This window comes from Microbacterium sp. NPDC056736 (assembly GCF_042790415.1).
Lineage (GTDB): Bacteria > Actinomycetota > Actinomycetes > Actinomycetales > Microbacteriaceae > Microbacterium.
Genome location: NZ_JBHTZE010000004.1, coordinates 273647 through 298859 on the forward strand (window position 1 = coordinate 273647; position 25213 = coordinate 298859).

Annotated in this window: 19 protein-coding genes; 8 read left to right on the forward strand and 11 right to left on the reverse strand. The window is 72.6% G+C overall.

The genetic code is table 11. From position 1 onward, the window contains the following. Positions 1–78: 78 nt before the first annotated feature. The 6 genes from aqpZ to ACFRAL_RS10690 form a co-directional block, all read right to left on the reverse strand. Entirely contained in the window at positions 79–876 is a 798-nt protein-coding gene (gene aqpZ, locus ACFRAL_RS10665; RefSeq protein WP_336398489.1) for an aquaporin Z, read from the reverse strand. A 74-nt stretch (positions 877–950) separates the two neighbouring features. Further along, the gene (locus ACFRAL_RS10670) at positions 951–2252 is read right to left on the reverse strand and encodes a DUF58 domain-containing protein (protein WP_378882564.1); all 1302 of its coding nucleotides are present in this window, start codon (positions 2250–2252) and stop codon (positions 951–953) included. A gap of 5 nt (positions 2253–2257) precedes the next feature. After that, entirely contained in the window at positions 2258–3298 is a 1041-nt protein-coding gene (locus tag ACFRAL_RS10675; RefSeq protein ID WP_378882567.1) for an AAA family ATPase, read from the reverse strand. After that, positions 3295–4527, reverse strand: a complete 1233-nt coding sequence (locus tag ACFRAL_RS10680) for a DUF4350 domain-containing protein (RefSeq protein WP_378882570.1) — start codon at positions 4525–4527, stop codon at positions 3295–3297. Before ACFRAL_RS10680 ends, ACFRAL_RS10675 begins: the two co-directional genes overlap by 4 nt. Continuing rightward, positions 4524–5183 (reverse strand): DUF4129 domain-containing protein, encoded by a 660-nt coding sequence (locus ACFRAL_RS10685; RefSeq protein ID WP_378882573.1) that lies wholly within the window; start codon positions 5181–5183, stop codon positions 4524–4526. Before ACFRAL_RS10685 ends, ACFRAL_RS10680 begins: the two co-directional genes overlap by 4 nt. A gap of 17 nt (positions 5184–5200) precedes the next feature. Beyond that, a complete protein-coding gene (locus ACFRAL_RS10690) occupies positions 5201–6631 on the reverse strand; it encodes a glycerophosphoryl diester phosphodiesterase membrane domain-containing protein (RefSeq protein WP_378882576.1) in 1431 nt (476 codons plus the stop codon). 248 nt (positions 6632–6879) lie between these two features. On the opposite strand from ACFRAL_RS10690, the gene mtrA reads away from it, so the two are divergent. The 6 genes from mtrA to ACFRAL_RS10720 all read left to right on the forward strand — a co-directional run bounded on the left by mtrA (position 6880) and on the right by ACFRAL_RS10720 (position 13836). Further along, a complete protein-coding gene (gene mtrA, locus ACFRAL_RS10695) occupies positions 6880–7560 on the forward strand; it encodes an MtrAB system response regulator MtrA (protein WP_378882578.1) in 681 nt (226 codons plus the stop codon). Positions 7561–7600: 40 nt separating this feature from the next. Beyond that, positions 7601–9295 (forward strand): MtrAB system histidine kinase MtrB, encoded by a 1695-nt coding sequence (mtrB, locus tag ACFRAL_RS10700; protein ID WP_378882817.1) that lies wholly within the window; start codon positions 7601–7603, stop codon positions 9293–9295. After that, positions 9292–10983, forward strand: coding sequence for an LpqB family beta-propeller domain-containing protein (locus ACFRAL_RS10705; protein ID WP_378882581.1), 1692 nt, complete (start codon positions 9292–9294; stop codon positions 10981–10983). Before mtrB ends, ACFRAL_RS10705 begins: the two co-directional genes overlap by 4 nt. Before the next feature lie 93 nt (positions 10984–11076). After that, the gene (locus ACFRAL_RS10710; protein WP_378882820.1) at positions 11077–11736 is read left to right on the forward strand and encodes a ComF family protein; all 660 of its coding nucleotides are present in this window, start codon (positions 11077–11079) and stop codon (positions 11734–11736) included. Between the two features lie 121 nt (positions 11737–11857). Beyond that, the gene (gene hpf, locus ACFRAL_RS10715; RefSeq protein WP_336398496.1) at positions 11858–12517 is read left to right on the forward strand and encodes a ribosome hibernation-promoting factor, HPF/YfiA family; all 660 of its coding nucleotides are present in this window, start codon (positions 11858–11860) and stop codon (positions 12515–12517) included. A 110-nt stretch (positions 12518–12627) separates the two neighbouring features. Next, positions 12628–13836 carry an amidohydrolase family protein gene (locus tag ACFRAL_RS10720; protein WP_378882585.1) on the forward strand — a complete coding sequence of 403 codons (1209 nt, stop codon included), beginning with the start codon at positions 12628–12630 and terminating at the stop codon, positions 13834–13836. A 30-nt stretch (positions 13837–13866) separates the two neighbouring features. Here the strand turns inward: ACFRAL_RS10720 and ACFRAL_RS10725 are convergent, their stop codons facing one another. After that, entirely contained in the window at positions 13867–15225 is a 1359-nt protein-coding gene (locus ACFRAL_RS10725) for a hypothetical protein (RefSeq protein WP_336398498.1), read from the reverse strand. A 194-nt stretch (positions 15226–15419) separates the two neighbouring features. Here ACFRAL_RS10725 and ACFRAL_RS10730 point away from each other — a divergent pair, with 194 nt between their 5' ends. Next, entirely contained in the window at positions 15420–15827 is a 408-nt protein-coding gene (locus tag ACFRAL_RS10730; RefSeq protein ID WP_378882588.1) for a hypothetical protein, read from the forward strand. Between the two features lie 98 nt (positions 15828–15925). Here ACFRAL_RS10730 and ACFRAL_RS10735 read toward each other — a convergent pair whose 3' ends face one another. The 4 genes from ACFRAL_RS10735 to ACFRAL_RS10750 form a co-directional block, all read right to left on the reverse strand. Further along, on the reverse strand, positions 15926–17719 hold the full coding sequence (locus tag ACFRAL_RS10735) for a DEAD/DEAH box helicase (RefSeq protein WP_378882823.1): 1794 nt from the start codon (positions 17717–17719) through the stop codon (positions 15926–15928). Between the two features lie 171 nt (positions 17720–17890). Beyond that, positions 17891–20740: an FtsX-like permease family protein gene (locus ACFRAL_RS10740; protein WP_378882591.1), complete on the reverse strand. Its 2850-nt coding sequence runs from the start codon at positions 20738–20740 to the stop codon at positions 17891–17893. Further along, the gene (locus tag ACFRAL_RS10745; protein WP_378882594.1) at positions 20737–21450 is read right to left on the reverse strand and encodes an ABC transporter ATP-binding protein; all 714 of its coding nucleotides are present in this window, start codon (positions 21448–21450) and stop codon (positions 20737–20739) included. Before ACFRAL_RS10745 ends, ACFRAL_RS10740 begins: the two co-directional genes overlap by 4 nt. After that, positions 21447–22124: a PadR family transcriptional regulator gene (locus tag ACFRAL_RS10750; protein ID WP_336398620.1), complete on the reverse strand. Its 678-nt coding sequence runs from the start codon at positions 22122–22124 to the stop codon at positions 21447–21449. Before ACFRAL_RS10750 ends, ACFRAL_RS10745 begins: the two co-directional genes overlap by 4 nt. Positions 22125–22323: 199 nt before the next feature. Between ACFRAL_RS10750 and secA the strand changes: the two genes are divergently transcribed. Next, positions 22324–25155 carry a preprotein translocase subunit SecA gene (secA, locus tag ACFRAL_RS10755; RefSeq protein ID WP_336398502.1) on the forward strand — a complete coding sequence of 944 codons (2832 nt, stop codon included), beginning with the start codon at positions 22324–22326 and terminating at the stop codon, positions 25153–25155. Positions 25156–25213 lie beyond the last annotated feature (58 nt).

Here is a 25213-nt window from a genome sequence, read left to right on the forward strand (position 1 = left end):
CGCATCCGTTATTGTCCGCCGCTGGCCCGCTCGGGCGCGCCGCCGGTGGGGGGGCGGGCCGCTCCGTCGTGTCGGCGCCTACTTGACGCGCGCCTCCGCCTGCACGGGCGGCAGCGTGCCCTTGGGCTCGAAGAGCGCGCGGTGCAGGACGCCGGCGAGGAGACCTCCGACGATCGGGAAGACGATGAACACCCACAGCTGGAGCAGCGCATCCGGGCCGCCGTAGATCGCCGAGGCGATCGAGCGGGCCGGGTTCACCGACGTGTTGTCGATGGGGATCGAGATGAGGTGGATCAGGGTGAGCGTGAGGCCGATGGCGAGGGGTGCGAGCGGCGCCGTTCCGCGCGTGGGATTGGTGACCCCGAGGATGATGAGCACGAAGATCGCCGTCAGCACGATCTCCGCGACGATCGCCGCCCCCATGCCGAACCCGCCGGGCGAGCCGAACTCACCGGTGCCGAACCCATTGGCGGCGAAGCCGCCGTCCTGCGCGTTCGCCAGCCAGTCGTCTGTGCCGAACAGGCCGATCAGCACGATGACGGTGGTGCCCAGCGCGCCTCCGATCAGCTGCGCGACGATGTAGCCGATCGTCTTGTTCCATTCGAACCGCCCGGCCGCCGCGAGGCCGAGCGTGATGGCCGGGTTGAAGTGGCCGCCCGAGATCGGGCCCCACGCGTAGGCGCCCGCCACGACGGTGAGTCCGAACGCGAGGGAGACGCCGACGAAGGCGATGCCCAGCGGGTTGCTCTCCGACCCGGCCGGGAAGCTCGCCGCGAACAGCGCCGCGCCGACGCCGCCGAAGACGAGCAGAAACGTTCCCAGAGCCTCCGCGACGAGCCTGTTCACCGTGGTCGGCGGGATGGTGGTATCCGACATCTGCGGACTCCTTTCCTCGCCGCGAGGGTATCGGCATCCTCAGCGGATTCCCAGGATCGGTGCGGAGTTTCCGCTCAGAGGCGCCCCGCCGCCTTGAGGGCGAGGTAGCGGTCGGCGATCCGCGGCGGCAGGTCCTCGGGCGTCGCGGCGATGGCCTCGCCGCCGGCGCGCGCGACGGCGGCCGCGACGACGGCGGCGTCGTGCGCGCTCCGCTCGACCGCGGCGGCGCGGTACACGTCGGCGGCGTCCGGCCGCTCGGGAAGCTCGTCGGGCTCGTCCGTCACGGTGCCGACCAGCACGTGGGCTGCTCGCGAGAGTGCGGGCAGCGACCCGAGGAAGCCGCGGGCGGCCTCGGGGGCGTCCTGCGCGGTCAGGAGCACGACGAGCGACGGGCGCGAGGTGAGCGCGCGCACGTGTGCGAACGCCGCATCCCAGTCGGTGTCGATCAGCTGCGGCTCGACCGGCGCCATCGCGTCGACCATCGCGGGCAGGAGGGAGGGGCCGTCGACCCGCGTGACGCGGGCGCGGACGGTGCGGTCGAACATGAGCAGATGCACGTGGTCGCCCGCCCGCGTGGCGAGGGCGGCCAGCAGGAGAGCGGACTCCATCGCGGCGTCCATCCGCACGCCGTCCCCGACACGTGCGGCGGCGGTGCGTCCGGTGTCGATCACGATGACGACGTGGCGATCGCGCTCGGGTCGCCACGTGCGCAGCATCGTGGTGCTGGACCTCGCGGTCGCCCGCCAGTCGATCGATCGCACGTCGTCGCCGCGGACGTACTCCCTCAGGCTGTCGAACTCCGTGCCCTGTCCGCGCACCTGCACGCTGGTGTTGCCGTCGAGCTCGCGCAGCCGCGCGAGCCGTGACGGCAGGTGGCGCCTCGCGGTGAACGGCGGCAGCACGCGCACCGCGCCCGCGGAGTCCAGCCGCGTCTGACGCCCTGCGAGCCGCAGCGGACCGTCCGAGCGCACGACGACGAAGCGCGACCTCAGCTCGCCGCGCCGACGGGGGAGGAGCGGGATGCCGACGGTGCGGGCCTCGCCGGGAGGGATGGCGATCGTCGGTCGCTCGGGCGGTGCCCCCGCGGTCGGCTGCCACGCGTCACGCACGCGGCCCCGCACGGCTCGATCGCCGGTGTTGCGCAGCACCAGCTCCGAGAGCACCGGCTGCCCGAGCAGCACGCGTCGCGGCAGCAGCCTGGTCACGGCGATCCGGCGCGGATCGGGCGCGGCGGCGGCGTCGCCGAGGGCCGCTGCCAGGCACAGCACCACCCAGCCCGCCGCCGCGAGCCACGCGTCCATCCCCGCCGCCGAGAGCAGCACGACGGGCACGGCTCCGAGGGCTACGAGCAGCGGAAGGCGACCGGTGACGTACATCGGCGTCAGATCGGCACGCGCGTCTGCTGGACCACCGAGCCCAGCACCGCGTCGACCGAGACGCCCTCGAGCTCGGCGTCGGGGCGCAGGCGGATGCGGTGGCGCCACGTCGGCAGGAGCATCGTCTGCACGTGATCGGGCGTGATCGCGGGGTAGCCGCCGAGCCACGCCCACGCCTTGGCCGCCGCGAGCAGCGCGGTGGCGGCGCGCGGGCTCACGCCCAGCTGCACCGACGGGCTGCTCCGCGTGGCCTGGGCGAGGTCGACGACGTAGCCGAGGACGTCGTCCGAGACGGTGACGGATGCCGCGGCCCGCTGCGCTGCGCGGAGCTCGTCGGCCGTGGCGGCCCGTCGCAGGCCGGCGGCGGCGAGATCGCGCGGATCGAAGCCGCCGGCGTGCCGACGGAGGACTGCCAGCTCGGCCTCACGCGCCGGCACGTCCACGATGAGCTTGAGCAGGAACCGGTCCAGCTGCGCCTCGGGCAGCGTGTACGTGCCCTCGTGCTCGATCGGGTTCTGCGTCGCGGCGACGAGGAACGGATCGGGGAGGCGGCGCGTCACTCCGTCGGTCGAGACCTGACGCTCCTCCATCGCCTCCAGCAGCGCGGCCTGCGTCTTCGGCGGCGTCCGGTTGATCTCGTCGGCGAGCACGACATGAGTGAACACCGGCCCCTCGCGGAACTCGAACTCTCCCGTCCGCGCGTCGTACACCAGCGAGCCCGACACGTCTCCGGGCATGAGGTCGGGGGTGAACTGGATGCGCTTGGTGTCCAGGCCCAGCGCGGTCGAGAACGCCCGCACGAGGAGCGTCTTCGCGACGCCGGGCACCCCCTCCAGCAGCACGTGCCCGCGCGCGAGGAGCGCGATGAGCAGACCGGTGACGGTGCCGTCCTGGCCGACCACCGCCTTGCCGACCTCGAGGCGCACGCGGTTCATCGCCTCCCGCAGTGCGGCGTCGTCGAAGCCTGCAGGCTCGGGCGACGTGGGCCGCGTCTCGGCGGCGGTGTCGGCGGCGGGCGGCCGGGGGTGTGCGGGGGTGTCCGTCATCGGGGGCTCCTTTCGGGGCGGACGGCCGCGCGGACGGCGTCCTCGAGTTGTCGCAGTCGTGAGCTCAGCGCGACGAGCTCGGCGTCGCTGCGGGGGATGTCGTCGATCAGGATGCCGCGCACCGCCGCACGGTCCAGCCCCACGCGGCCCGCGGCCGCGTCGGCGATCTCGGGCGCGGCCGCGCTCGCCGCGAGGCCCAGCAGCCCGGCGAGGCGCCGCAGCGCCCCGATCCGGAGCCGGTCCGCGGCGTGCAGCGGGTCCCGGGCCCGCGCGTACAGGCGGGCGCGGCCCTCGGTGGTCTCGGAGGCGCGCACCGTCACGGGCAGCCGCTCGGCCACGAGCGGGCCGAAGCGCCGGCCCCGCCAGACGCCGGCCGCGATCCCTGCCACCAGCAGCAGCACGATGACGGGACTGACCCAGGGGGGCGTGAGCTCGCCGAGCGACGGATCGGCATCCGCGATGTCGGTGTCGCCGAGTCCCGGCACGTACCAGACGACGAGCGCATGCCGCCCCATCAGGTTCACGGCGAGGGCGGCGTTGCCGTCGTCGGCGAGCCGCTCGTTGGTGAAGAGCGCGCGGCCGTCGACGGCGGCGACGCGGCCGCGGTCGGTCTCGTGCACGAGCAGGCCGTAGCCGCCGGCGGACGGGTAGCAGGACGCCGTGTCCGCGCCCGGCGTGTACACGCCCCAGGGCCGCACGGCGCCGGCACGGACGGCGTCCTCGACGTCGCAGTCCGGGCGCGCGGTCTCGTCGGACGCGACGCCGGCGGGAGCCGACCCCGGCAGCAGCAGATCCAGCGTGCGGGCGCGCGGCTCGATCAGCACCACGTCGCCGGCGGCGCCCGCGAGGGTGTTCACCGCTTCGTCCGAGAGCGCCGGCGTGTCGGGGAGCACGAGCGTCCCGGCGGACCGCTCGAGCGCCTGGACGGCCGCCTCGCGGTTGCGCGCGACCTCGACCTCGACCCCGTGGGCGCGCAGGATCTGCACGAGTGCGCGCGCGCCGGTCGGGCCGGCCGAGGAGGGGTCGAGCGCGCCGCGCTGGGCCCACTGGTTCGCGGCCGAGACGGCCGCGCCCACCCCGCCGACGACGAGCAGCGCCAGGGCGATGGCGACCCACGCGCCCACGCGACGGCCGGGGCGGTGCCCGCCCGGGCTCTCGGCGTCCGCCGGGGGAGCGGCATCCGTCGTCCCCGGGCCGTCCGCGGCGCGGGCGGTGAGGGTCGCACTCACGCGGGGACCTCCTCGCGCAGCGCGGGACGTGCCGCGGTCACGGCGTCGTCGACGGACGCGACGAGACGGTAGAGGTCACCGGTCCCCGGCCGCCGGAGATAGCGGACGTCGTCGAACGCCGTCGCGGCGTCCTCGAGGCGATCGGCGAGCGAGGGGAACGCTCCCGCCGCCGCCCGCGCGAACGCGTGGACGGTCGCACCGGGCGGCGGGTCGACGACGCCGCGCTCGAGGCAGCCCCGTGCCAGCGCGCGGAAGCGCAGCACGATCGCGGCGTCCCAATCCGACGCGCGGGCGCGCTCCTCGGCGGCGGCCCGCAGCTCCGCGGCGCTGCGCTGCTCGCGCTCGCCGAACAGCATCGGCGCGCGCGGCGCTGCGCGGCGGGAGACGCGGGGCATGCCCCACACCAGGAATGCGGCGACGATGACGATCACGACGATCACCGCTGCCACGAGCGCGAAGGTCGTGCCCAGACCCCCCGTGAGGTCCGGGTTCAGCAGCGAGGCGATGAAGTCCCCGACGGCCCGCGCGATGCGGTCGATCGGCGTGGGTTCCGCGATGTCGTAGGCGGGGTCGGCGAGCTCGTCCTCGGCCCAGCGCCGCGCCTCGTCGCCGTCGGGGGTCAGCGGCGGCACGGCGTCGGCGAGGCGTGCGGACACGCGGAGCATCCCGGCGTTCAGGACCACGGCGACCCGCGGTCGGCGCCGTCCGGGGCGGCGCCGGGTGCGGTCCAGGTGGTCGGCGAGGCCTCCGGCTCGGCGGGCGTCCCGGGTCGTGCGGGATCCTGCCCGCCCGCACCGTCGGCGTCCGCGTCGGCGGGGCTCGCGGGAGCGTCGGAGAGCGCCACGGGCGGCGCCGGCTGCACGGGAGCCGCGGCGTACCCCGCGGGCTGCCCGTAGCCCGCGGGGGGCCCGTATACCGGGTGCGCCGGTGGGGGACCGTAGCCGGCGGGCGGGCCGTAGCCGGGCGCCGCGGCCCCGCGTGGTCCGAACACCGGCTGCGCGTAGCCGGGCGGGTATGCGGCGTAGCCGGGCGCGCCGTACGGTCCGGGCGCGATGCGCGGGGCGACGGTGCGCCCGACGTTCTCGCGGTAGGGATCCGGCAGACCGGCGGCCCCGGCATCCCGTCGCTCCACGTACGCCAGCAGATCGAGGTCGAGGCCCTCGCGGCGCATGCGGCAGTCGATGTAGATGAGCGCCGTCGCGGTGGACTGCACCACCACGGCGACGGACTGCAGCAGCAGGGTCAGCACCTGGGTCAGCAGCGTCGCCGCGAGGAAGCCGACGATGGCGGTCGGCTCGGGGTCGCCGGTCGGCGCGATGATCGTCGTGAGCCCCAGCGAGAGGAAGCTCATCGGGATGCTCACCACCTGCGCGACCGTGGCGAAGATGACGCTGATGACGAGGATGATCCCCAGCGCCGGCCAGAACCGGCCGCGCGTCAGCGTCCACGAGCGCGACAGCGCCTGCGGGATCGTGGCGTGCTCGACGATGATGGCGGCGGGCACGAGCAGCAGCTTGATCATGAGCCACCACGTGAGGGGGATCGCGGCGACGATCACGACGATCGTGAGCGCGATGGCCGCAGGCGGGGCCACGATCGCGACGCCGACGACCGCCAGCACCACGGCGGCGACGAGTGCGGCGACGGCCAGGACCACGAGCAGCGAGTAGCCGATGAGGCGCCACGCGATCGGCTTCACCTGCCGCCACAGCGCACCGAGGGTGAGCTTCTCGGCCACCGCCGCGTGCGTGACCTCCACCACGACGATGCCCTGCACGATCACGCTCAGCGCCCCGGCCGCCAGCGAGAGGACGATGCCCGCGACCGCGGTGAGCGCGATCGAGCCGGCCATCACGGTGTCGTACTCGTCGGTGCCCTCCTGCAGGGTGTCCAGGCGCGAGAACGACGCCCACATCACCAGCAGGACCCCGCCGAGCACCACGAGGTACGCGAGGGTCTGCACGACCAGTGCGAACCCGAGCAGCACCCGGGGATTCTGGCGCAGCGCGGCGAACGAGCGGCCCAGGATCGTCCCGAACGTCAGCGGGTGCAGCGGGATGATGCCGGGGCGGGACGCCGGCGTCCAAGCCGGGTACGCGGTCACGGTGGTCCTCTCTGGCATGGGCGCCGCGCCGAGGGCGGTGCGGGTCGCCGTTGCCCCTATCGTTCCACATCACCCGGACGCCGCATCCGCTCCCACGGCCGGCGCGGCGAGGGGTCCCGCAGCGGCTCTCGGCGGGCGCTCAGGCGAGGTTCGGGCGGTCCGCGGTCGCTGTCGACTACTCTGTGGGGAGCGCATGGGGTCGGCGCTCGCCGTGGCCCGTGCCTGGACAGAAGGAACGAACCCGCGCGATGACTTCACGCATCCTGGTGGTCGACGATGACACCGCCCTCGCCGAGATGATCGGCATCGTGCTGCGCACGGAAGGATTCGAGACGGTCTTCTGCGCAGACGGCGCCCAGGCCGTCGAGGCCTGGCGGACCGAGCGTCCCGAGCTCATCCTGCTCGACCTCATGCTCCCGGGCATGGACGGCATCGAGATCTGCACGCGCATCCGTGCCGAGTCCGGCATCCCGATCATCATGCTGACCGCGCGGACCGACACCGCCGACGTCGTGAAGGGGCTCGAGTCGGGCGCGGACGACTACATCGTCAAGCCCTTCAACCCCAAGGAGCTCGTCGCGCGCATCCGCACGCGCCTGCGTCCCGCGTCCCAGCCCGCGAACGACATGCTGCGCATCGGCGACCTCACCGTCGACGTGGCCGCGCACGAGGTGCGCCGCGGCGACGGGCCCATCGCGCTGACGCCGCTCGAGTTCGAGCTGCTGGTCGCGCTCGCCTCGAAGCCGCAGCAGGTGTTCTCGCGCGAGATGCTGCTGGAGCAGGTGTGGGGCTATCACTACAAGGCCGACACGCGCCTGGTGAACGTGCACGTGCAGCGACTGCGCGCGAAGGTCGAGAAGGACCCCGACAACCCCAAGATCGTCACGACGGTGCGCGGCGTCGGCTACCGCGCCGGTGCCGTCGTCTGAGGTTCCCGTGACAGCGCCGACGACGGGCGTGACGGCCACGATGGCCCCCCTGACAGGGTGGCGCCTGTGGCGCGCATGGCCGGGGAACATCGCGGCGCTGTGGCGGCGCTCGCTGCGCTTCCGGACGATCCTGGTCACCATCGGCCTCACCGCGCTGGCGGTGGTCGTGGCGTGCGTCTGGATGGCACTGGCCATCCAGAACGACCTCTTCGCCTCCCGCAGGGATCAGGTGCTCATCGACGCGGAGCAGGCCCGCGCGGCCGCGCAGCGGACCCTGGACGCCGCGGTGCAGAGCGACGCGGTGCAGATGCAGAACGTCATGACGCTGGCGTTCACCGCGCTGCGCGACCAGTCCTCCGCGGACATGGTCGCCGCCTATCGCATCGGCCCGCCCGTGCCCAACGCCCCCCAGGACTTCTCCACCGCCGAAGGCGTGATCGACGAGCTGCTGACGGTGCCGATGCGCACCCTCGTGCGCACCACCCCCGACCGGCAGATCTGGCAGCCGGTCTCGCTGCCCGACGGCGCCGAGACGAGTGCGCCCGGCATCGTCGTGGGGCAGCAGCTGAACATCGAGGGCGTCGCCTCGTACGAGCTCTACCTCGCCTACGACCTCGCCAACGCCCCGCAGACGCTCTCGTTCGTGCAGCGCACGCTGTGGATCGTCGGGATCGGCCTCGTGCTGCTCATCAGCGGCATCGCCTGGTTCGTCCTGCGCTCGGTCACGACCCCGATCAGCGAGGCGGCCGACACCAGCGCCAAGCTGGCCGCCGGTCAGCTGGACGTGAGGCTCGAGGTGCACGGCGAGGATGAGCTGGCCACGCTCGGCCGGTCGTTCAACGCGATGGCCGACAGCCTCGAGTCGCAGATCAAGGAGCTCGCCGAGCTGTCCCTCGTGCAGCAGCGGTTCGTCTCGGACGTGTCGCACGAGCTGCGCACGCCGATGACCACCATCCGGCTCGCGGCCGACATGATCAACGACCAGCGCGACGAGTTCGACCCCGCCACGGCCCGCGCGGCCGAGCTGCTGAACGCGCAGGTGCAGCGCTTCGAGACGCTCCTGACCGATCTCCTGGAGATCAGCCGCTACGACGCCGGCTCGGTGCAGCTCGAGCTCGAGCCGACGAGCCTGGCGCACCTCGCCGAGGACGTCATCGGCTCGATGCACCAGCTGGCCGAGCAGCACGGCAGCGACGTCCGACTGGTCGCGCCGGGCGGCTACTCGCCGGTCGACATGGATCCGCGCCGGGTGCGGCGCGTGGTGCGCAACCTGCTGGGCAACGCCATCGAGCACGGCGAGGGCCGCCCCATCGTCGTGACCGTCGACAGCAACCAGCAGGCGGTGGCCATCGGCGTGCGCGACTACGGGATGGGCATGAACCCCCAGGATGCCGAGCGGGTGTTCGACCGGTTCTGGCGCGCAGACCCGTCGCGCAAGCGGACGATCGGCGGAACGGGCCTCGGGCTGTCGATCGCGCTCGGTGACGCGAAGCTGCACGGCGGCGAGCTGGCGGTGTGGTCCGAGCCCGGCAAGGGCACTCACTTCGTGCTGACGCTGCCACGGAAGGACGCGGTGCTCGACGGGTCTTCGCCCATCCCCGTGGAGCCCGGCGACGACGCTGCGGCGCCCTTCGAGGACCTCGGCCTGACCGAGCCGATCGACCTGCCGCGGGCGGCGTCGCCGCGGCGCGCCGGCAGTGAAGCGGATGCCGCGACAACGGGAGGTCCGGCATGACCCGGGCACGCGGCATCCTGTCGCTGCTCCTCGCCGCCTGCGCGCTCGTCGTCACCGGCTGCGCGGGCTTCCCGATGAGCGGGCCGGTCGAGTACGGGCTGGAGACCGGCGACACCGGCGCCGGGTCGCAGAACGTGACCTTCATCCCCAACCGGCCGCAGCCCGGTGCGTCCCCGGCGCAGATCGTGGAGGGCTTCATCGACGCCGGCTCCGGTCCCGGCGTGGGGGGCAACTGGGCGGTCGCCCGCGAGTTCCTCGCGCCGGCGCTCCGGGACACCTGGAAGCCCGAGGCGGGCGTCATCGTCGACGAGCGCGCGGAGCGCGACTACGTCGAGACGGGCGAGGGCGTCGTGGGCTTCGCCTTCGACGTCGTGGCCACCGTCGACAACATCGGCGCCTACGAGCGGGCGGAGCTCGCCCCGGGCGAGCAGGTCTTCCGTCTCGCGCAGCGCAGCGACGGCGAGTGGCGCATCACCGAGGCGCCGGACGGCATCTGGCTCGACGAGGCGCAGTTCCCCACCGTGTTCCACCGCTATCCGCTGATGTACTTCGATCCGGCCTGGGAGTACCTCGTGCCCGACGTGCGCTGGTTCCCCGTCACGACGGCCGCCAGCAGCATCGCCGGGGCGCTCGTGAACGGGCCCCCGAGCGAGTGGCTCGCCGCTTCGGTGACGACGGCGTTCCCCGACGACGTCACGGCGGTGCCGTCGGTGCCGATCGACGAGAACGGCGTGGCCGAGGTCGAGCTCAGCGAAGGAATCGTCGGCGCGAGCACCACGGCCCTTGACCGCATGCTGACGCAGCTCGAGGCGAGCCTGAGCGCGGCCGGGGCATCCGATGTCGTCATGAGCGTCGATTCGACCCCTGTCGACGCGCAGCCCGTCGCGGTGCGCTCGACGCGCGTCCCGGCCGCACCGCTGGTGCTCACCGAGGACGGCTTCGGCTTCCTCACCGGCGACGAGCTCGACAAGATCCCGGGTCTGTCGGCAGCCGTCGAGAACGCGGCGCCGACGAGCGTCCAGGTGGACCCCGAGCGCAGCCTCGCGGCGGCGAAGCTGTCCTCGGGCGCCGTGGTGCGGCTCAGCGCGGCAGTGCCCGAGCCGGAGGTGCTCGACACGCGCGCCGACCTCGTCGACCCGACCATCGACCGGCTGGGGATCGTGTGGAGCGTGCCGCGCAGCGCGCCGGGTAAGGTGCGCGCCCACCTGCCCGGCGGCGACGTCGTCGAGGTCGCCGACGCCTGGGCCGAGGCGACCTCGATCGCCGGCATGGCCCTGTCCCGCGACGGCACGCGGATCGCTGCCACGGTGACCTCGGGCGGCCGCTCCATGCTGTGGGTGGCCGGGGTCCTGCGCAACGCGGACGGCGTGCCGGAAGCGCTCGGAACCCCGGTGCGGCTCGTCAGCGTGGGCGGCACGGGGCTCGGAGTCACCTGGATCGACGACGTCACGGTCGGCGTGCTGGGCGGCGGCGAGACGGAGTCCGTGGTGGTGGAGCAGGTCGTCGGTGCGCCGACCACGACCTCCACGGCGGCTGCGGGGATGAAGTCGATCGCCGGCGGCAGCGGGATCTCCAGCCTGCGCCTGCTCGCACTGGACGGCACGCTGTTCGTCAAGCGCGGCACGACCTGGCAGCCGACGGCGACCGGCATCCGCGTGCTCGCGACCCAGCAGGGCGCCCCCCAGTAGGGCTCCTCCCCAGGGCGCGGCTCGTGCGCGCCCTCCACCGGCCCCGGGATGGGCCGGTCGGGCCCGGCGCCGGCCCGCGAGGCTGATGCGGTGATGCGAGAGCTCTGGGTGCCGGTGCGGGCGGCATGCGCCGACGCGCTCGCCCTCGTGCTGCCGCTGTCGTGCGCCGGGTGCGACGAGCCCGACGTCGCGCTGTGCGAGCGCTGCCTCCTCGCCCTGACCCCCGACCCCCGCCGGCGCGTCGTCGAGGCGGACGGGGGCGACGTGCTCGTCTGGAGCGGATTGGCCTTCGAGGGCGTCGCGGCGCGCGTGCTGCGCGCGATCAAGGAGGACGGCCGCACCGGCCTCGCCCGGGCGCTGGTCCCCGCGCTGCAGGCGGCGCTGGTGCGCACCGGCGCTCCCGACGCCGTGCTCGTCCCCATGCCGACGTCGCGGGCGGCGTACCGCCGTCGCGGATTCCGGATGCCCGACGTCGTGGTCCGCCGCACCGGGCGGCGCGTGCGCAGGCTGCTCCGGGCGGTGCGCCGGACGGCCGATCAGCGCGGGCTCGATCGCGACCTGCGACGCCGCAACGTCGCGCACAGTCTGGCCGCGCACGACGCCGCCGGGCTGCGGGTGATCGTGGTCGACGACGTCGTGACGACGGGTGCGAGCGTGGCCGAAGCCGTGCGCGCACTGCGCGCGGCGGGCGCCGACGTGGTCGGTGCGGTGACCATCGCGGCGACCCCGCGGCGCCACCGCACGGGCGGATGAACGCGGCGTGGACGCATTCGAAACTCACAGGTGACAGACCCCCGACACCGGGATACCGTGGGGGCACAAGGCGACTGATGGTCCGCCCTTGGCCGGGTGGACCGGAACAAGGAGGTCAGGGATGGAAACCAGCATCGTCGGCGTGGGAGTGGGTATCACCGATCGCTTCCGCAGTGTCGTCGAAGAGAAGGCGGCCCGTATCCAGAACCTCGCGCCGCGCGCACAGCGCGTGGACGTCAAGGTCACCCACCGCGCCTACCACAACGGGCGCATGGAAGACGAGACCGTCGAGCTCACCGTCAACGGCAAAGGACCGGTGATCCGGGCCGAGGCGACGGACGGCGACAAGTTCACCGCTCTCGACCTCGCTGTCGACAAGCTGTGCGAGCAGCTCCGGCGGGCGAAGGACAAGCGCGTCGACGCACGCAACCACCCCCGCGGCGCCAAGTTCGAGAAGGGGAGCGGCGCCATCCAGGGAATCGATGTGCAGCCGGCATCCGTCGACGTGCTCCGCGCCGTCGCAACCGGCGAGATCCCGATCGTCACGGGCAACGAGGAGGAGGAGGGCTACACGCCCGTCGTCATCCGCACCAAGGAGTTCCACCCCGAATGGATGTCGGTCGAGGAGGCCGTCGACCGCATGGAGCTGGTCGGCCACGACTTCTTCCTCTTCATCGACGCGCGCACGGACCACCCGAGCGTGGTGTATCGGCGCAAGGGCTGGGACTACGGCGTGATCTCGCTGACAACGCAGGCGCAGCCGGAGGAGCTCGCCTCCTGACCGGCTGACGGACAATGGGGTGCGGCCTTCTCGGCCGCACCCCTTCTGCTGTCCCGGGTCGGACGCACTCGGCCCGGCGCGTCCGCAGCCGTTCCTCCGGAAGGACCACCGTGATCATCCGCAACGCCCGTCCGTGGGGCGCCGACGCCGCCGACGTCGTCATCGAAGGCGCCCGCATCGCCGCCATCCGACCGCACGACTCAGCCGCCGCGCCCGGTCCGCAGGACGTCGCCGGGCGCGGCCGACTGCTGCTGCCGTCGTTCAGCGACGTGCACGTGCACCTCGACTCGTCGCGTATCGGGCTGCCGTTCCGTCCGCACACGGGCGCGCCCGGGGTGTGGGGCATGATGCTCAACGATCGGCGGAACTGGCGGAACACCGACGTGCCGCACGCGGCGATCGTCGCGGGGACCCTCGAGCGGATGATCGCCAGGGGCACCACGCGGGTGCGCACGTACGCGCAGGTCGACGTGGACTGCAGGCTCGAGAAGTTCGACTCGGTGCTCGCGGCGAAGGAGAGGTTCCGCGACCACGCCGACGTCCAGATCATGACCTTCCCCCAGGCGGGGATCCTGCGTGAGGCCGGCACCGTGGAGTACCTCGAGGAGTCGCTCCGGCAGGGTGCCGACGTGATCGGCGGGATCGATCCGTGCCAGCTGGACCGCGACCCGGTCCGGCACCTCGACATCGTGTTCGGCCTGGCCGAGAGATACCAGGTCGAGGTCGACATCCACCTGCACGAGCCCGGCGAGCTCGGCGTGTTCAGCACCGAGCTGATCCTCGAGCGCACGCGCGCGCTGGGCATGCAGGGCAAGGTCACGCTCTCGCACGCCTACGGTCTCGGCTCGGTCTCGGAGGCGGTGAGCCGGCGCCTCATCGACGAGTTCGCCGAGCTCGACATCGCGATGGCGACGGTCGCACCGTCGACCACGGGGCACCTGTCGCTCGTGGACCTCGTCGAGGCGGGCGTGCGCGTGGGGCTCGGCGAGGACGGCCAGCGCGACTACTGGAGCCCGTACGGGAACTGCGACATGCTGGACCGCACGTGGCAGCTCGCGTTCGTCAACGGCTTCCGGCGCGACGATCTCATCGAGCTGGCGCTCGCCGTGGGCACGATGGGCGGCGCGTCGATCATGCGCGGCTCCTCACCCCGTGTGGCGGGCGTCGGCGACCGGCCGGGCGTCGCGCCCGGCGACCGCGCCGACCTCGTGCTGGTCGACGGCGAGACGCCGACGAGCGCCGTGATGGACCGCGGAGCGGACCGCACGGTGATCCACGACGGTCGCGTCGTCGCGGACGGGCTCGAGCTCGCCGCCTGAGAATCCGCGGGCCGTCGCCAGGGGGCGGCGTCAGTCGATGAAGCCGTCCAGGATGCTGCCGATGACGAGGCCGCCCAGGATGCCGCCCATGAGGTCGCCTCCGCCGCTGCGGCGGCCGCCGCCCCAGCCCTGCTGGCCGTACCCCGGCGCACCCCACTGCTCGGGCTGGGGCCTCGCGGAATCGATGTCGCGCTGAGCGAGCTGCAGTGCTTCACTGGCCAGGAACGCCGCACGGCGCGCCATCGCGAACGCCTGCTCCCGGTGGTCCTCGTCGATGGTCGTCACCGCCGACGCGGATGCGCCCAGGAGGCGATCGAGATCGAGGCGGATGCGCTCCGCCTCGGCGAACCGGGTGCGCGCGTCGGCGCCGATCCATCCGCGGTGCCCGGCGATGACGTCGCGGGAGACGGCGATCTGGCGGTCCGCGTCATCGATGGCGTGCCGCACGTGCTCGAGCGGCGGGATCGGGCGCGCGGCGCGCTCCCGCGCTGCGGCGATCGCGGCGTCGAGCCCGGCGTTCGCCTCCCGCAGTCGAGACAGCTGCTCGAACGGATCGGTGTTGACGCCTGCCGCCGGCAGTGCGGCCAGGGCGGCCTGCAGCTGGGCGATCGCGGCCTCCACGGCAGGCGAGTGCGGCTCCTTGAGCGCGGCGACGATGTCGCCCCGCGAGTCCTCGACGATCGCGGCGAGAGTGGACTCGGCGCGCAGCGCCTCCACCTCGAACGTCTCCACCGCGTCCAGCAGCGTCTCAGCGCGACGCACCGACTCGGTCGACGCCTCCAGGGCCATGTTGGCCTGCTCGCGCTGACCCGCCTCGCGGCGCCGCTCGGCGACGCTCGCGCTGTGCTCCGCGAACCCCAGCAGCTGCTCGGCCTCCGCCGGATTCGCCTCGATCTGGGCGAGTGCGTGCGAGGAGTACCGCACGGCGAGGCGCTCGACCGTCGACCGGGCGTCGGGGAGTCGCAGCCGCAGGCGCGCGGCATCCGCGCGCACCCGCGCGATGATCTCGGGTGCGCGGCGGGCGCGCTCGATGGACCCGGCGAGGGCTTCGGTGCGGTCGTCGAGCAGGTCTTCGGCCCACTCGCAGAGCTGCACGATGCGCGCATTGCGCGTGCGGAGCTCCTCCGGGGTGTCGGGGATCTCGTCGTGGTTCAGCTGGTGCAGATGGAAGGCCTCCTGCAGGTGCGTGCGCACCGACTCCAGCGCGTCGCGGAGCTCCTTGGTGGGGCCGGGGCCGAGCTCGGCATCGGCGAAGGCCAGCTCGTCCGTCGTCAGGCGGATGCGCTCGTCGGCGGCCACGAGGGCCTGCTGGGCGCGCCGCGCCAGATCGGCGTCCTGCGTGCTCAGTTCTTCCTGCTCGCGCTTGCGTCTGCCCCAGAATCCGGCCATGCAACGATCCTACGGGGGCGGCTGAGAGCGGGCCGAGGCGAGCGGCGCACGCGGGGGCATGTTCGCGCACAGCGTGCCGAACGGGGCCCGCCGCGGAGGGGCATCCGCTCACATTCTTGTATCACCGTCGCGGTGCCCGGCTCCAGCACTGCGGAGGGGTGCGTCCCTGCGCCCCCGGGGAAGGAAGAAACAGCATGATCCGCAAGATCTTCGGGGCCACCGCCCTGACCGCAGCACTCGTCTTCACCGGTGCGGGCGTCGCGTCCGCACACGAGTGCTACATCCCGGACAGGTCCGCGCAGGGCGACGCCGGAGCGACCCATTCGCAGAACTGGGTGGCCCTCGACATCTCCGAGCTGTACATGAGCGCGCACGAGTTCCTCGGCGGCGACCCGCTCACGCCCGAGCAGGTGCAGCAGGCCGTCGCGATGACGGCCGAGCGGGGCATCCCGACCACGCTGACGACATTCACCCGCGACACGCTGCCCAAGGGCAAGGCGCCTGAGGGGCACTCGACCGACGGGAAGGGCATCGACCACTACTTCCACGCCTACGAGGCGGACCTCGTCGAGATCTTCTTCACGGTGCAGGCCGGCGGCTGAGTCGCTGCGACGACGACGACGGCGGGCGGGGCGCAATCGCCCCGCCCGCCGTCACGTGCCGGATGCCGCTCCCACCCCGGGGGACGGCGCGTCGAAGATCAGTCGTCGCTGCGCTTGTGGCGCGGCTTGCGCTCCGGGCGGTCGCCGTACCCGCGGCCGGCGCCGCGCTCGCCGAAGCCGCGGTCGCCCGCACCCCGGTCGTCGCGACGGGGTCGGGACGCGGCATCCGTCCGCCGCTGAGGGCGCCCGGCGTCGGGGCGCAGCTCGATGAGCTGACCCGAGATGCGGGTGTCGGCGAGACGGTCGAGGGTCTCGCGTGAGAGGTTCGCCGGCAGCTCGACCAGCGAGAAGTCGGGCATGATCTTGATCGCGCCGAAGTCGTCGCGGCGCAGGCCGCCCTCGTTCGCCAGGGCGCCGACGATCTGGCGCGGCTCCACACGGTGGCGCTTGCCGACGGCGATGCGGTAGGTCGAGAGGCCCTCGCGGGGAGTCCGGCGCTCGCCGCGCTCGGGACGGTCGCCGAAGGCGGGCCGATCGCCGCGATCCGGGCGGTCGGCGCGTTCGCGGCGCGGCGCCGGCTCGGGGTCGGGCTCGAGCAGGAGCGGGGTCTCGCCCTGCGCGACCACCGCGAGCGCGGCGGCCACGTCGACCTCGGGCACGTCGTGGTTGCGGACGTAGTGGGCGACGATGTCGCGGAAGCGCTCGATCCGGTCGGCCTCGTCGAGCGCGGCGGTGATGCGGTCGTCGAAGCGCGACAGCCGGGTGACGTTCACCTCGTCGACGCTGGGGAGCGGCATCTCGGTGAGCTCCTGGCGGGTCGCGCGCTCGATCATCTTGACCAGGCCGCGCTCGCGCGGGGTGACGAAGCTGATCGCGTCGCCGGTGCGCCCGGCGCGGCCGGTGCGGCCGATGCGGTGGACGTAGGACTCGGCGTCCGTCGGGATGTCGTAGTTCACGACGTGCGAGACGCGCTCGACGTCGAGGCCGCGGGCCGCCACGTCCGTCGCCACGAGGATGTCCAGCTTGCCCGACTTCAGCTGGTTGACCGTCTTCTCGCGCTGCGGCTGCGCGATGTCGCCGTTGATCGCGGCGGCGGAGTAGCCGCGGGCGCGCAGCTTCTCGGCGATCTCCTCGGTGACGCTCCGGGTGCGGCCGAAGACGATCATGCCGTCGAAGTTCTCGACCTCGAGGATGCGGGTGAGCGCGTCCATCTTCTGCTGCCAGGCGGTGATCAGGTAGCGCTGCGAGATGTTCGCCGACGTCTGGGTCTTGGACTTGACCGTGATCTCTTCGGGGTCGTTCAGGTACTGCTTCGACATCCGGCGGATCTGCGGCGGCATGGTCGCCGAGAAGAGAGCGACCTGCTTGGTCTTGGGCGTCTCGGCGAGGATCGTCTCGACATCCTCGGCGAAGCCCATCTTGAGCATCTCGTCGGCCTCGTCGAGCACGAGATACTGCAGAGCCGAGAGGTCGAGCGTCCCCTTCTCGAGGTGGTCGATGATGCGGCCGGGCGTTCCGACGACGATGTGCACGCCGCGTCGGAGTGCCGAGAGCTGCACGCCGTACCCCTGGCCGCCGTAGACGGGAAGCACGTGCACGTCCTTCAGGTGGCCCGCGTACTTCTCGAACGCCTCGCACACCTGCAGCGCGAGCTCGCGCGTGGGGGCGAGCACGAGTGCCTGGGGACTCTTCTGCGAGAGGTCGAGCCGGTCGACGATCGGCAGCGCGAACGCGGCGGTCTTGCCGGTTCCGGTCTGCGCCATGCCGACGACGTCACGGCCCGCCAGCAGGGTCGGGATGGTCGCCGCCTGGATCGCCGAGGGGGTCTCGTAGCCGATCCCGCGCAGCGCCTTGAGGACGGGCTGACTCAGCCCGAGGTCGGAGAACGTCATCGCGGCGGGCTCGGTCTGAGCCTCGTCTTCGATCTGATCGGCGTCGGTGTGCACAGTTCAGCGTACCGGGGCGCTCCTGGGAGGGGCCAGCGAGAGGGATGCCGCGCCCGCGGCTCGCCGGCCGCCTCGGTCCACACGACGGCGGCAGGTCGCGGCATCCGCTGCGTCATCTCACGCGATCGCCGTGCGGCGGGTGAGATCCGGCTGCCGCGGCGGCACGAGCCACGCCGCGAGGGTGATGCCCACCGGCAGTCCGATGCCGAGCACGGCGAGCCACAGCCAGGGTGTGTCTGCCACATCGAACGCCGAGGCGTTCGCGGTCGCGAGTCCCCACACCGACAGGTAGCCCGTCGCTGTGCCCACCGCCGAGCCGATCCCCACGATCACGGCCGCCTGCCATGCGTTGACATTGCGGCGCAGCATCCGTCCCCCGCCGATCGCGGTGAGGGTGGCGTCGTCGGGGCGGCGCTCGAAGCGAGCGAGCCCGAGCGTCACCGCCGAGGCTCCGAGCACGAGCACGACCGTCACGCCGACGATGAGCCAGAGCCACGGCTCGACCGGGTCCGGCCCGTCCTCGACGGAGACCGACAGGCCGGCACTCGCCGACACGCGCAGGTCGCGGCTCTCGCCCGTGAGCTCGTCCACCGTGACCTGGTCGAGGGGCTCGTCGTAGACCGCGACGAGCTGTCCGGGCACGGTGACGATCCCCAGAGCAGCGGCCGTCTCGGGCGTGACGATGAGCTCGAAGGCCTGCTGCCACCCCAGGTCCACCACCGCGGCATCGAGCCGGTGCTGGGCCGACGGAGCCGCTGCGCTCGGCGGCGAGCCGGGCTCCGACCCGTTCCACGCCATGAGTGCCTGATACCCCTCGGGTGTCCATTCGGTGACGACGACCTCGCCCGAGCCGTCGACGTAGTCGGGCTCGGTGACGAGAATCCCGCCGTCTCGCACGACCTCGAGCGCCTCGGCGTCGACGCTCGTCCCGAGAATGGTGCCCAGATCGTCCGCCGCCACGATCCACAGTGATCCCGATGCCGCATCGTACGGCTGCAGGCAGTCGCCGGTGCACCCGTCGTACCCCTGCCGGGCGACCGCGAACTGCCGGGCATCGGGATCGACCGTCTCGCCGGTCGAGGGATCGACCTCGGGCCAGACGGTGCTGAAGGCCCACGCGACGGACGACGGGTCCGTCGGCGCCACGAGCTCCTCCGCCGCGTCGACGAGGCGGTCGGAATCGTCGGTGCCGTCCTGCCAGGTGTGCACGACGACGGCCCCCTCGGGCGCCATGTACCAGTGCCACCGCGCGTTGGAGGCGGCTGTGAGCGCGGTCATGGAGAGGACGAAGGATGCCGCGAACACGCACGCGCCGATCACCGCGAACGCCGGGACGACGCGGGAGGGAGTGGCGGCCGCGTCGCGGCTGGCGAGCCGAGGGGCCAGGCCCAGGCGCGACAGCGCCCGCGAGATCTGCACGAGGATCCAGTGCGACGGGATGAGGACGCCGATCTGGAAGACCAGCGGACCCAGGACGACCGCGTACAGCGCCGCGAAGAAGAGCGGGCTCTGCTGGTCGCCGTCCTCGCCGAGGGCGACGGTCGCCGCCACGTACACCCCACCGAAGACGAGCCCGGCCAGTCCCGTCGCCATCACGAGGATTCCCCACAACGGTCGCCGGGGGCGCAGGAGCGCCGGTCGCCGCGCCCCGCGCAATGCCGACAGGGCGTCGCCCTTCGTCGCCGCTCGCGCGGGTGCGACCGCGGCGACCGTGCCGACCAGCACGGCGAAGAGGGCGATCGGGACGATGAGCAGCCACGGCACCTGCAGGCCGAAGTTGCCCCAGGACGTGCCACGCGCGCCCCGGTCGGTGAAGGCGAGGGCCGCGGCGGCGCCCGCCACACCCACTGCGACGCCGACCGCGCCCCCGATCACGCCGAGCACGGTGCCCTGGAACACCACGATGCGGAACACGTCGGCGCGCGACGCGCCGACGCTCGAGGCCATGGCGAGCGCCCGCTGCTGCCGGCGCGCGGCGACCGAGAACGCCGCTCCCGCGAGCAGCACCACGATGTAGCCGCTGAGGACGGCGCCGATGCCGCCGACGAGGATGATGCTCCACAGCTCGGCCCCACCCGGGCGCCACTCGCTGCGGCGTGCGTCGGCGGGCGGGTCCATCACCAAGTCGCGGGCATAGGCGACGAAGCCCGCGTGGTTCAGCTCCTCCAGCTCGGCGACATCCGGCTGCCACCCCTCGACGTACCAGCGCACGAACGGATCGTCGCCGGCGACCGCCGCCGCGGCGGCCGGGAGGAAGAGCACCTCCACCGACGCCTGCGCGCTCGCCGGACGCATCGTGCCGGTGATCTCCATCGTGCGCTCCGCGTCGACGAAGACGACGTCATCGCCGATCCGCGCGCCGAGTCTCTCCAGCGCTCCCGGGCTCACCATGATCTGGTCGGCGGATGCCGGTGCCCGGCCCTCGAGCGGGATGTACACGCCCTCGAACACCGGATCCCACACGTCGCCGACGACCGTCTCGAGCCATCCGACGCCTCCCGCGGTCTCGACGGCGACGGACGACGACGGGACGACTTCTCGCACCGTCGCAACCGCGGGGATGAAGGCGCCGGGGTCGGTGGCGTTCGGCAGCACCTCGTTCACCGGCATCCCGGTCTCGGGATCGGTCTCGACGGTGTGGTCCCAGGGGACGTCCACCGCCTGCGACCGGGTCGGGTCCGGCCCGCCGACCGCTTCGATCCAGGCGTCGTTGCCGCCGAGCTCGAGCTCCGCGCTCTGAGCGGGACTGGGGACGTGACTCTGCCAGAAGACCGCGCCGCCGGTGAGCCCGGCCACCGGAAGCGCGACGAGCAGCAGGACGAGCGTGCTCGACCCCCTCGTCCGGCGCACCTGGCGCCGCGCGAGACGCAGGTCGGCGCGAAGGCTCGACCATCCGCGGCGCCGCGGGGGAGCGGCATCGGGCCCCTGACGTGGTGCGGCCTGGGGCGGGGCCTCGAGCAGCGTCACCGCGCGGCCAGCAGGGTCTCGGCGCCGTCGCGGCGGGATTCGTCGACGATCCGCCCGTCGCGGAGGAACACGATGCGGTCCGCCCACGCGGCGTGCCGGGCCTCGTGCGTGACGAGGATGCCGGCCGCGCCGGCATCCACCCGCGCCCGCAGCATCCGCAGCACCATCTCGCCCGTCACCGAGTCGAGCGCACCCGTCGGCTCGTCGGCGAGGATCAGCCGTCGCCCGCCGACGACGGCGCGCGCGATCGCGACGCGCTGCTGCTGACCGCCCGACAGATCGTCGGGGTAGGAGTGCAGCTTGTCGTCGAGGCCGACCGAGGCGAGAGCATCCCGACCCGCACGGCGCGCCGCCCTGGCCCGGAAGCCGTCGAGCTCGAGCGGCAGCGTCACGTTCTCGAGCGCCGTGAGGGTCGGGATGAGATTGAAGTCCTGGAACACGAAGCCGAGCGAGCGGCGGCGGAGCGCGGCGAGGCTGCGGGGCGACTGCTGGCTGAGGTAGGCCCCGTCCACGACGACCTCGCCCGTGGTGGGAGTGGCAAGGCCTCCGGCGATGGACAGCAGCGTCGACTTGCCCGATCCGGACGCTCCCATGATCGCGACGAGCTCGCCCGCGGCGACCTCGAGATCCACCCCGGAGAGCGCCGAGACGGCCGTCTCACCCGCGCCGTACTGCTGCGTGACGCCGATGAGGCGCAGCACCGCGGTCATCGGTTGACCTCGGCCGCAACGGCGGGCGACCCGGCTCCGCGTGTCGGCTCGCCCTCGGCCCGGTCGACGACCCGATCTTTCGCGGGCCGCCCGCGCTTGGGCCGATCGGTGGACAGCGCGAGGGCCATCGCGTGATCCGGATGCAGCGCCAGCCGCTGCTCGGTGTGGTCGAGCCAGCGCACCTCGGCCTCGGCGGCGAAGATCATCGAGTCCACCACGAGCGACCAGGCGAGCTCCTCCGGCGTGAACGGGGATGCGCCGTCGGCGGATGCCCCGGCGTACTTCGCGCGGTTGAGCTCCTGCAGCTGGCGCAGCGACGCGCGTCGCTGCGTCTGGATGATCGCGCCCACGTCGACCCCCGGCAGGGTGGCGGCGACGGCGAGCTTGATCGCGAGCTCGTCCCGCGTGCCCTGCCCGCGCTCGACCGGCGAGGCGAGCCAGTCGGAGACCTCGGCGGATCCGGCATCCGTGATCTGCCAGTAGACGTGCCCCTGCTCGTCGACGTCGTCCTTCTCGACGAGCCCGTCACGCTCGAGGCGGTCGAGCGTGTTGTAGATCTGGCCGACGTTGAGCGGCCAGGTCGAGCCGGTGCGGCGGTCGAACTCCGCCCGCAGCTGGTAGCCGTAGCACGGCCCCTGGTCGAGGATCGCCAACAGGCTCTGTCGCACCGACACCATCGTCTCCGATCTGCATACCGAGTATGTACATGCTGAGTATATGCATACTCGGAATGTGCCACGCCGGATGCCGCGCCACCCAGCGCACACCAAGGTCACGGGTGGATAACATAGGCAGGTATGCCTGGGGCCATGCACCCCGGGCGGCAACGGCGCCTGTGCGCCGCACCCCGAAGCCTGAAGATGGAGACACTCCGTGGCCAACCCCCTCGAGAAACTGCTTCGCGCCGGTGAGGGTCGCATCCTCCGGCGGCTCCAGCAGGTCGTGAAGGCCGTCGGCGCCCTCGAAGAGGACTACGAGCACCTCACCGACGAAGAGCTGCGGGGAGAGACGGCGGAGCTGCGCGCTCGCCACGAGGCCGGCGAGACGCTGGACCAGCTCATGCCCGAGGCGTTCGCCGCGGTGCGCGAGGCCGCCAAGCGCACGCTGGGCCAGCGCGCCTACGACGTCCAGATCATGGGCGGCGCCGCCCTCCACCTCGGCAACATCGCCGAGATGAAGACCGGTGAGGGCAAGACGCTCACCGCCGCCTTCCCGGTGTACCTCAACGCCATCGCCGGCAAGGGCGTGCACGTGGTCACCGTCAACGACTTCCTCGCCTCGTACCAGTCGGAGCTCATGGGCCGCATCTACCGCGCGCTCGGCATGACCACGGGCACGATCGTCGCCGGGCAGACCCCCGAGGTGCGCCGCCAGCAGTACGGCTGCGACATCACCTACGGCACGAACAACGAGTTCGGGTTCGACTACCTCCGCGACAACATGGCGTGGCGCAAAGAGGACCTCGTGCAGCGGGGCCACTTCTTCGCCATCGTCGACGAGGTCGACTCGATCCTCATCGACGAGGCCCGCACGCCGCTCATCATCTCCGGCCCCTCGTCGGGCGAGGCGAACCGCTGGTTCGTCGAGTTCGCGAAGATCGCCAAGACCCTCGACCCGGGCGTGGACTACGAGGTCGACGAGAAGAAGCGCACGATCGGCGTGCTCGAGCCCGGCATCGAGAAGGTCGAGGACTACCTCGGCATCGACAACCTCTACGAGTCCGCGAACACGCCGCTCATCTCGTTCCTGAACAACTCGATCAAGGCGCTGGCGCTCTTCAAGCGCGACACCGACTACGTCGTGATGAACGACGAGGTCATGATCGTCGACGAGCACACCGGGCGCATCCTGGTTGGCCGTCGCTACAACGAGGGCATCCACCAGGCAATCGAGGCGAAGGAGGGCGTGCCGGTCAAGGCCGAGAACCAGACGCTCGCGACCGTCACGCTGCAGAACTACTTCCGCCTCTACGACAAGCTCGCCGGCATGACCGGCACGGCCGAGACCGAAGCGGCCGAGTTCATGTCGACCTACCAGCTCGGCGTCGTGCAGATCCCCACGAACAAGCCGATGATCCGCAAGGACCAGCCCGACCTCGTCTACAAGAACGAGACGGCCAAGTTCGCCCAGGTCGTCGAGGACATCGCCGCACGCCACGAGCTCGGACAGCCCGTGCTCGTGGGCACGGTGAGTGTCGAGAAGAGCGAGTACCTCTCGCGCCTGCTGGCCAAGAAGGGGATCAAGCACGAGGTCCTCAACGCCAAGAACCACGCACGCGAGGCCGAGATCGTCGCCCGCGCCGGGCGCCTGGGCGCCGTGACGGTGGCGACGAACATGGCCGGCCGCGGCACCGACATCATGCTCGGCGGCAACGCCGAGTTCCTGGCGGTGCAGGAGATGAGGGCGAAGGGCCTGGACCCGGTCGAGACGCCGGACGACTACGAAGCCGAGTGGGACGCCGTGTACGAGGCCACCCGCGACCGCGTCGCGGAGGAGGGCACGAAGGTCGTCGAGGCCGGCGGCCTGTATGTCCTCGGCACCGAGCGTCACGAGTCGCGCCGCATCGACAACCAGCTGCGCGGCCGCTCCGGGCGTCAGGGCGACCCCGGCGAGAGCCGCTTCTACCTGTCGCTGACCGACGACCTGATGCGCCTGTTCCAGTCCGGGGCCGCCGAGGCGATCATCGCGCGCACGAACTTCCCCGACGACGTGGCGATCGAGTCGGGCATGGTCACGCGCGCGATCAAGTCCGCCCAGAGCCAGGTCGAGGCGCGCAACGCCGAGATCCGCAAGAACGTCCTCAAGTACGACGACGTGCTGAACCGTCAGCGCGAGGCCATCTACTCCGACCGCCGGCACATCCTGCAGGGCGACGACATCGCCGACCGCGTGCAGCACTTCATCGAGGACGCGATCAACGCCGTCATCGAGGACCACACCGGGTCCGGTCACAGCGAGAACTGGGACTTCGACGCGCTGTGGACCGAGCTGAAGACGCTGTACCCGGTGGGGGTGACGATCGACGAGGTCGTCGCCGAGGCCGCCGGGCGCAAGGGCGGCATCACCGCGGAGGGGCTGAAGCGCGAGATCCTCTCCGACGCCCGCATCGCGTACGACAAGCGCGAGCAGACCCTCGGCGAGGCCGCGACGCGCGAGCTCGAGCGCCGCGTGGTGCTGCAGGTGCTCGACCGCCGCTGGCGCGACCACCTGTACGAGATGGACTACCTCAAGGACGGCATCGGCCTGCGGGCCATGGCCCAGCGCGACCCGCTGATCGAGTACCAGCGCGAGGGCTACCAGATGTTCCAGGCGATGATGGGCCAGATCAAGGAGGAGTCGGTCGGCTACCTCTACAACCTCGAGGTCGAGGTGCGGCGTCAGGGCGAGGCCGGCGCCGAGCAGGTCACGCAGGTCGAGGCCAAGGGCCTCGGTGCGCAGCCGGTCGACAACCAGCGCCTGCAGTACTCGGCATCCAACGACGCCGGCGAGGTCGAGGTGCGCAACGACCGCGGACAGGTGCAGCAGGCCGCGACCAGCCGCCTGCGTCAGGCGGCCGCGGCCGCCGGTGCGCCCGGTCAGCAGGAGGCTCCCGCGGAGGCCCCGCGCGGGGCGTTCGGCCAGCGCACGGATGCCGCGGCCGCCGCGCCGCAGCAGGCGCCGCAGAACCGCGCGCAGCGCCGCGCCGCCGAGCAGCGCAAGAAGTAGGACCCGTCACGACCGCCGCGTGGCCCGTGGACCCCGGGCCACGCGGCGTCGATTGGCC

Coding starts and splice junctions, on each gene's coding strand:
- aqpZ (WP_336398489.1), bottom strand. CDS start 876: ATGTCGGATACCACCATCCCGCCGACCACGGTGAACAGGCTCGTCGCG.
- ACFRAL_RS10670 (WP_378882564.1), bottom strand. CDS start 2,252: ATGTACGTCACCGGTCGCCTTCCGCTGCTCGTAGCCCTCGGAGCCGTG.
- ACFRAL_RS10675 (WP_378882567.1), bottom strand. CDS start 3,298: ATGACGGACACCCCCGCACACCCCCGGCCGCCCGCCGCCGACACCGCC.
- mtrA (WP_378882578.1), top strand. CDS start 6,880: ATGACTTCACGCATCCTGGTGGTCGACGATGACACCGCCCTCGCCGAG.
- mtrB (WP_378882817.1), top strand. CDS start 7,601: ATGGCCCCCCTGACAGGGTGGCGCCTGTGGCGCGCATGGCCGGGGAAC.
- ACFRAL_RS10705 (WP_378882581.1), top strand. CDS start 9,292: ATGACCCGGGCACGCGGCATCCTGTCGCTGCTCCTCGCCGCCTGCGCG.
- ACFRAL_RS10710 (WP_378882820.1), top strand. CDS start 11,077: ATGCGAGAGCTCTGGGTGCCGGTGCGGGCGGCATGCGCCGACGCGCTC.
- hpf (WP_336398496.1), top strand. CDS start 11,858: ATGGAAACCAGCATCGTCGGCGTGGGAGTGGGTATCACCGATCGCTTC.
- ACFRAL_RS10725 (WP_336398498.1), bottom strand. CDS start 15,225: ATGGCCGGATTCTGGGGCAGACGCAAGCGCGAGCAGGAAGAACTGAGC.
- ACFRAL_RS10730 (WP_378882588.1), top strand. CDS start 15,420: ATGATCCGCAAGATCTTCGGGGCCACCGCCCTGACCGCAGCACTCGTC.
- ACFRAL_RS10735 (WP_378882823.1), bottom strand. CDS start 17,719: ATGACGTTCTCCGACCTCGGGCTGAGTCAGCCCGTCCTCAAGGCGCTG.
- ACFRAL_RS10745 (WP_378882594.1), bottom strand. CDS start 21,450: ATGACCGCGGTGCTGCGCCTCATCGGCGTCACGCAGCAGTACGGCGCG.